The sequence below is a fragment of the Mesorhizobium sp. M2A.F.Ca.ET.042.01.1.1 genome (assembly GCF_003997405.1).
Classification (GTDB): Bacteria; Pseudomonadota; Alphaproteobacteria; order Rhizobiales; family Rhizobiaceae; genus Mesorhizobium.
The window spans coordinates 1-6,597 of record NZ_RZRX01000300.1; the positions used below are offsets into that span (position 1 = coordinate 1).

The window sequence follows — 6,597 nt, forward strand, 5'->3', positions numbered from 1 at the left end:
TAGCGTCGGCAGCGTCAGAGGTGTATAAGAGACAGAGCGTCGGCACGGCGGGCGAGGCGGGCGCCGCGGCAATCAGCACGCGGCCGCCCTTGACGACCGCCACCACGACATGCTGCTCGTAGATCGGCCCGACATCCTGCGTCCAGCCGCCGAGCCGGGCCACCACCATGTCGGCGCCGTCGGGTTTCTTCAGCGGAAAGTCGAGCGTGCCCGAGAAGGCGGCGTCGCTGCCGATGGCCTGGGTGTAGAAGCTGTCGAGCTTCAGCGCCGCGCCGATGTCGGTTGGCAGCTTGAAATCCGCTTCCGCCTCGGTCGACTTGGACTTGAGCCAGCGTTCGGTCAGCCCGCGCGTCGAGACGACGATGCTCGGGCCGTCGTCGCTCTGGGCATAGCGCAGCCCGTCGAGCATGCCGTAGCCGATATCGGAAGCGTTGAGGCTTTCGATGTTGTTGGTGCCGGTCGCCGGAAAACCCTTGACCGAAAGCGGACCGAGAATGGCGGCGAGACGCTGCTGCAGGTCGGCCAGCGCCTTTTCGTTCTGCGCATCGATGGTTTCGATGGCCGTGTTCGCGCTTACCTGCGCGGTGATGTCGGCAATCGCCTTGTCGCGCGCCGCGATATAATCGTCTTCCGGCGAGGCAGCGAGTGCCGTGCTGCCTGCCAGCGCGAGGAGAAGTGTCAAGACCAGCCGCATGATGTGCCCCGTTTCGCCCAAAACCGTATGCATGTCTTGCAGGCAAGATTGGGCTAAAAAAAGACTTAGGCGCTGCCGCTAAAGCTGCCAATCTCCCCCCTCGTGGGGGAGATGCCCGGCAGGGGAGAGGGGGGCGCGAAGGAACGCAAACCATTGAGGTCGTCATCCTAGGGCGAAGCAAGGAGCGAAGCGACGCAGCGCAGACCCTAGGATCCATGCCGTGACGCTAAGGTGTTGCAACGGTTCAGAATTCTGCTCCGCTGCGTCCTCCGGAGAAGGTCACGGCATGGATCCTCGGGTCAAGCCCGAGGATGACGAAGCGCTGGGATGCCGATCCAAGTACCGATACGTCGGCGGGACAGCGCCCCCCTCTGTCCTGCCGGACATCTCCCCCACAGGGGGGAGATCAGCAGTTCCCGCCTCTGCGCCTTATGCCTTGCGCTTCTCCACCTCCGCTTTCCGCAACAGGAACCGCTGGATCTTGCCGCTCGGCGTCTTCGGCAGCTCGCTCACGAACTCGACCTCGCGCGGATAGGAATGCGCCGAGAGCCGCTTCTTCACATGCTGGGCGAGCTCCTCGGCCAGCGCCTCGCTGCCTTTGTAAGCGGGCGCCAGCACCACGAAGGCCTTGACGATCTCGGTGCGCTGCGGATCGGGCACGCCGACCACCGCCGCCTCGTTGACCGCCGGGTGCTCGATCAGCGCGCTTTCGACATCGAAAGGCCCGATGCGGTAGCCGGACGAGGTGATGACGTCGTCGGCCCGGCCGATGAAGGAGACCGAGCCATCCGGCTCATACTCCACCGTGTCGCCGGTGCGATAATAGCCGCCGGAAATCGCCGGCGTTTCCGCCTGGTGGTAGCCGTCGAACCAGCGCAGCGGCGAGTTGGCGATGTCGACAGCGACCACGCCCGGCTGGTTGGGGCCGAGCTCGTTGCCTTCGTCGTCCAGCACCACCATGCGGTAGCCTGGCATGGCGAAACCGGCCGAGCCCGCGCGTACCGGATGCCTGAGCCCGTGATGGTTGTTGACCATCATGCCGTTCTCGGTCTGGCCGTAATGGTCGTGGATGGGCGCGGCGAGATGGGCGTCGAACCAGCGGATCACTTCCGGGTTGAGCGGCTCGCCGGCGCTGCTCACCACCCGCAGTTTTCCTTGGACGCGGGCGGCCGCCTCGGGCCCTTCCGCCATCAGCAGGCGGTAGGCCGTCGGCGAGCCGGCAAGGCTGGTGACGCCCAGCCGCTCGATGATGTCATAGGTCGATTTGGCGTTGAAGGCGCCTTCATAGAAGGTGGTGGCGATGCCCAACTGCAAAGGCCCGGTGATGGCGTAGTAGAGCCCGTAGGCCCAGCCGGGGTCGGCGATGTTCCAGAAGACGTCGTCGGGGCGAAGTCCGATCGCGTCGCGCATATAGGCGCCGAAGGCAAGAAGCGCGCTGAGCGGCACCGGCACGCCTTTCGGGTGCCCGGTGGTGCCGGAGGTCGACATCATCATGAACAGGTCCGAGCCCTTGCGCATCACCGGCGCGCAGGCTGGGGAGGCGGCGGCGAGCGCCGCGCGGAAATCGATGTCGCCATCGGGCACCGTCTCGCCGGGGGCGAGGATGGTGGCGACGCGCGGATGGTTCTCCACCTCATCGAGCTTGCGGCGGTTGGCGGGGTTGGTCACCACCAGCTTCGCCTTGCTGTAGCTCAGGCGATGCTCGATCGCCTTCGGTCCGAAGGCGGTGAACAAAGGCTGGTAGACGGCGCCGATCCGCCATGTGCCGAGGATCAGCGCCACGAGTTCTGGAATGCGCGGCAGCATGCCGGCCACGACATCGCCAGGGCCGACGCCGAGACTTTTGAGCAGGGTGCCGACGCGGCCCGACATGTCGGCGAGGCCGTCGAAGGAATATTCGCGCAATTCGCCGCCGGCCGAGATCGCGCGCAGCGCCAGCCGGTTTTCGCCTGTGTAGCGGCCGCAGCATTCGACATAGGCGTTGATGCCGGTGGCCGGATCGCCGTGAAGCCGCGCGATCTCGTCCTCGATGCGGAAGCGCTCGACGGCATCTTCGTAGCGCGGCAGCGCCGGCATATCGGTCATGGCAGTCCTCCCTGGGGCGGCGGATCATCTCCCCATGATCGCCGCCCGAGGGAGATTGCCTGAAAAGAGGGCGCTGGTCGATTGCGGCGAAAGTCGATGAGCCCTGGTAAGCGAGTGAGGTCGCGCTCCACGGCGCCCCTCTGTCCTGCCGGACATCTCCCCCACAAGGGGGGAGATTGGCGGCTTCAGCGCCGGCCCTTCATTACAAACATCCGCGATTGGCGAAACCCGGCGCGACATCCGATCTCCCCCCAAGTGGGGGAGATGTCCGGCAGGACAGAGGGGGGCGCGAAGGAATGAGACGCGGCCGGGTAACGTGCTTGGCTCTGCGTCAACCGCGCGGTTGACGCCGTGCGCCATCCATCCGATATCCCGCGCAAATCTGTTCCGGGATGTCCATGACCACCGATCTCAAACAACCGGCCGCCGACGCCGCCTGGCAGGACGATGTCCGTGCCGGCGTGCGCCATGTCCGCGATCTTGTCCCGCTGCCGCTCTCGCCGGCCGAGCGCGCCGCCGCGCAGGAGGCCGCCGCCGCCCACAAGGTGCGCGTGCCAAAACCCTATCTCGACCTGATCGACTGGACCGACCCCGACGATCCGATCCGCGCCCAGGTGATCCCGTCGCCGGACGAGCTGGTCGCTGTCGAAGGCGAGCTCGACGATCCGATCGGCGACCACGCCTTCAGCCCCGTTCCCAGGCTGACGCACCGCCATGCCGACCGCGTGCTTCTGTTCCCCACCTATCAATGCGCCGTCTATTGCCGTTTCTGCTTCAGGAAGGAGTCGCTGACCTCGATCGGCCGCGGCTATACGCGGGAGGCGCTGGAGCCGGCGCTGGCCTACATCGCCGGGCACAAGGAAATCCGCGAGGTGATCCTGACCGGCGGCGATCCGCTGTCGCTGCCCGACAAGGCGCTGGCCGAGATCCGCGCCCGCCTGGAGGCGATCCCGCATCTCAGGCTCCTGCGCATCCACACCCGCGTGCCGGTGGCGCTGCCGTCGCGCATCACGCCCGGCCTGGTCGAGGCGCTGCAGGGCCGGCTGATGGTGAGCGTGGTGACCCACTTCAACCATCCGCGTGAGCTCACCGACGCGGCGGAGGAAGCCTGCCACGCGATGCGGCAGGCGGGTTTCGTGCTGCTCAACCAGAGCGTTCTGCTGAAAGGCGTCAACGATCAGGTCGAGGTGCTGGAGGAGCTCTGCCGCGAGCTGATGTACCGTCTCGGCGTGAAACCCTACTACCTCCACCACGGCGATCTCGCGCGCGGCATGGCGCACCGCCGCACCACGATCGCCGAGGGCCAGGCGCTGGTGGCGGAACTGCGCCGGCGGCTCTCCGGCATCTGCAACCCGACCTATGTCATCGACCTGCCGGACGGCGGCGGCAAGGTGCCGCTGGCGGCGAGCCATATCGAGGGATGCGAGGGCGGAACCTGGCTGATCAGGGGCCAGGACGGCAAGGTGCGGGAATACACGGAAGTGGTTGGCGGGGACTGACGCCGTATCTGTCTTGCCGGCTTTCGGCGACGGCGCTTGCCCGCCCGACTTTGGCCCCCATTGCGCAGCAGAAGGAACTCCATCTCGCGCCCCGCATTCTATGAGCGGGGACTGAAGGAGCGCCGCGTGAAGGCTTTGTTGGGAATTGCCGGTGGGTTCGTGCTGACCTTGGCCGTGTTCGCCAGCGGGCTTGCCTTCGCCACCTGGATGCTGGCCGCCAAGCCGGTGCGCCAGGCAACGCCCACGATCGGCGTTTCCGAGCTCTGGACGAAGGACGCGCAGCCGGTCGATCCGCAGAAGCAGAATCTCGAGCGCATTCCCGCCCAGCAGGCCGCGCCCGCCAAGGCGGGCGGCGAGCCGGCCCCTGGCGAACCAGCTAGGGCGGGTGGCGCCACCCAGGCCGCGGCACTCGCGGCGCCAGCACAGCCGAAGCTGCAGCCATTGCCGGGCGTCTCCGCGCCCGGTCAGCCCGCGCCTGACGCCAACGCGGCCCAGCAACCGGCGCCGGCCGGCCAGCAGGCTGAGCGGCAACTGCCTGTCGCCCATCTGCAATGGTGCGCGACGCGCTATCGCAGCTATCGCCCGGACGAAAACAGCTACCGCTCCTACAGCGGCGAGCTGCGCCCCTGCATCTCGCCCTATTACGATCCCGGCGACCGCGCCGCCTCGACTAGCCAAAGCGATCTGGGCGCTAACGACCGGCAGGCCGCCACGGCCGGCGACCGGATCAACGAGACGAGCGACGACCAGGCCGAGATGCAGGGCTACGCCCCGTCCGGCGACGGCTACGCCACCACCTATGGCGGCCCGCCGGAGGAGATCTCGCCCGAGGCGGAGGCCGCCCAGGCCTCCGGCCGGCAGGTCTCGGCCGACCATGTCGACTACTGCTTCAGCCGCTACCGCTCCTACGATCCAAGCGACAACAGCTACCAGCCCTTCGACGGCGGCCCGCGCCGGCAATGCGAGTAGGGCGCCGGCGCCTAGCGGTTCGCGTTTCCTCGCCCCACGAAGTGGGGAGAGGTGGCCGCGAAGCGGCCGGAGAGGGGCCTTCGGCGCTGGCGGGCTGGCACGCGTCCTTCAACGTCGGCGCTCCCCCTCTCCGTCTCGGCTTCGCCGAGCCACCTCTCCCCCATTTATGGGGGCGAGGAAAAGAGCCTTCACCCCACGACCTTCCCCGGATTCATCACATGACCCGGGTCGATCAACGCCTTGATCGCCTTCGCCAAATCCCGCTTCACCGGGTCCGCATGCCGCTCATAGGCCTCGCGCTTCTCCAGCCCGACCCCATGCTCGGCCGAGAACGAGCCGCCGGCTTCGCGCAGGCCCTCATAAAGCACCTCCTCGATTGCCGCGTGCCGCTCATGCGGAAGCGGGCCGTCGCAATTGATCGAGATGTGCAGATTGCCGTCGGCGAGGTGGCCGTAGACATAGGGCGCGTAGGCGGCGTCGATCCGCTTCAGCCCGGCCTCGATGCGCGCCACATAGGCGTCCAGCGCGCCGCCCGGCACGGACACGTCGAAGGAGGGCGCCATGGGGTGCGCGCGCTCGATATGCTCTGTCTCCTCGCGCAGCCGCCACATCTGGGCGGCTTGCGCCTCGGAGCTCGCGACCAGCCCGTCCACGATGCCGGCCTCTTCCCAGATCGCCGCCAGCCCGTCCTCCAGCACCCCTCTGGCCGCTTCGACACTGTCGGCACCGAGCCCCAGCACCAGCAGGCAGGGCGCATCGAGCGGCAGCTGCCCGGGCGCATAGCCCAGCCCCCGCCGCATCAGCGAAGCGAAATTGCGCCACAGGATTTCGGCGGCGCTGAGCCGCGCGCTGGTTGAGCCAAGAAAATGCCGCACGATGCGCTGGGCGCTGGCCGCATCCGGCACACCGACCAGCGCCGTGGCGTTGGCGCCGGCCACTGGATCGAGCCGTACCGCCACGCGCGTGACGATGCCAAGCGTGCCCTCAGCCCCAATGAAGAGATGCTTCAAATCATAGCCGGCGCTGGTCTTCGGCACCCTTGTGAGGTCGCAAAACACCCGCCCGTCCGGCAGCACGGCTTCAAGGCCGAGCACGCGATGGCGCATCGTGCCGTTGCGAAAGGCCATGATGCCGCCGGCATTGGTGGAAACCATGCCGCCGATGGTGGCGCTGCCGCGCGCGGCAAGGTCGATGCCCGGGTCGAGCCCATGCACAGCCGCAGCCTCCTGCAGCGCCCCCAGCGTCATCCCCGCCTGCACGACCGCCACCCGCGCGAACGGATCGATCTCCTCGATTTGGGCAAGCCCGCCAAGATCGCAGATGATCTGGCCAGGGGAAGTCACTGCCCTG

General features: G+C 67.6%; 5 protein-coding genes. 2 read left to right on the top strand and 3 right to left on the bottom strand.

From position 1 onward, the window contains the following. Both EOA23_RS29900 and EOA23_RS29905 read right to left on the bottom strand, forming a co-directional pair. Positions 1-682: hypothetical protein (locus EOA23_RS29900; RefSeq protein ID WP_210212508.1), on the bottom strand; the 682-nt coding region annotated here is incomplete at its 3' end. A gap of 441 nt (positions 683-1,123) precedes the next feature. Then, a complete protein-coding gene (locus EOA23_RS29905) occupies positions 1,124-2,779 on the bottom strand; it encodes an acyl-CoA synthetase (protein WP_127306782.1) in 1,656 nt (551 codons plus the stop codon). A gap of 398 nt (positions 2,780-3,177) precedes the next feature. On the opposite strand from EOA23_RS29905, the gene EOA23_RS29915 reads away from it, so the two are divergent. Both EOA23_RS29915 and EOA23_RS29920 read left to right on the top strand, forming a co-directional pair. Next, on the top strand, positions 3,178-4,278 hold the full coding sequence (locus EOA23_RS29915; RefSeq protein ID WP_189341755.1) for a KamA family radical SAM protein: 1,101 nt from the start codon (positions 3,178-3,180) through the stop codon (positions 4,276-4,278). Between the two features lie 126 nt (positions 4,279-4,404). Continuing rightward, complete coding sequence (locus EOA23_RS29920; protein ID WP_245474388.1) at positions 4,405-5,247, top strand: BA14K family protein; 843 nt, start codon at positions 4,405-4,407, stop codon at positions 5,245-5,247. A 188-nt stretch (positions 5,248-5,435) separates the two neighbouring features. Here the strand turns inward: EOA23_RS29920 and EOA23_RS29925 are convergent. Then, positions 5,436-6,597 (bottom strand): FAD-binding oxidoreductase (locus EOA23_RS29925; protein ID WP_145966519.1); only part of this gene is annotated, 1,162 nt, incomplete at its 5' end.